Below are 674 nucleotides of genomic sequence, written 5' to 3' on the forward strand. Positions count from 1 at the left end.
TCACTGGTTCGGCCAAAGAAGTACCGTTCCCACCGAGGCGAGTGCGCCTCATCGCCCAACTTGCTCGATCGCCAGTTCGGTGCAGAGCGACCGAACGAGAAGTGGGTGACCGATGTGACCGAATTCAATGTCCGAGGCAACAAGCTGTACCTGTCGCCGATCATGGACCTCTACAACGGGGAGATCGTGGCCTACGAGATGCAGGAGCGCCCTGTGTACTCGCTCGTAGGGAACATGCTCAGGAAGGCGTTGCGCAAGCTGAAGACCCGCGGCGATGCGCCACTCTTGCACTCCGACCAGGGGTGGCAGTACCAAATGTCCCACTATCGAGAGCAGCTCCACAAGCACGGCTTGACGCAAAGCATGTCCCGCAAAGGCAACTGCCTGGACAACGCGGCCATGGAAAGCTTCTTCGGTACGCTGAAATCGGAATTCTTCTACCTGAACAAGTTCGCAAGCGTTCAGGAGTTGCAGCGCGGCCTGCGCCGCTACATTCATTACTACAACCACCAACGCATCAAGCTCAAACTAAAAGGCCTGAGYCCGGTGCAGTACCGAAMTCAGGCCTTGAGCCGCTARCTTCCAACCGTCCAACTTCWTGGGGTCAGTTCATCGCGGGCCTTGTTCATTGCCATTGCAGTGCACGCAGGTTCAATCGCGCCCCAGGCCCTGCA

1 protein-coding gene is annotated in these 674 nt (G+C 57.8%); it reads left to right on the top strand.

Annotation, left to right across the window (positions count from 1 at the left end):
• On the top strand, positions 1–579 hold a 579-nt coding region (locus HWX04_RS08255; RefSeq protein ID WP_175869634.1), incomplete at its 5' end, for an IS3 family transposase.
• Between the last annotated feature and the right edge of the window lie 95 nt (positions 580–674).

This window comes from Bartonella gabonensis (assembly GCF_903679515.1).
Classification (GTDB): Bacteria; Pseudomonadota; Alphaproteobacteria; order Rhizobiales; family Rhizobiaceae; genus Bartonella; species Bartonella gabonensis.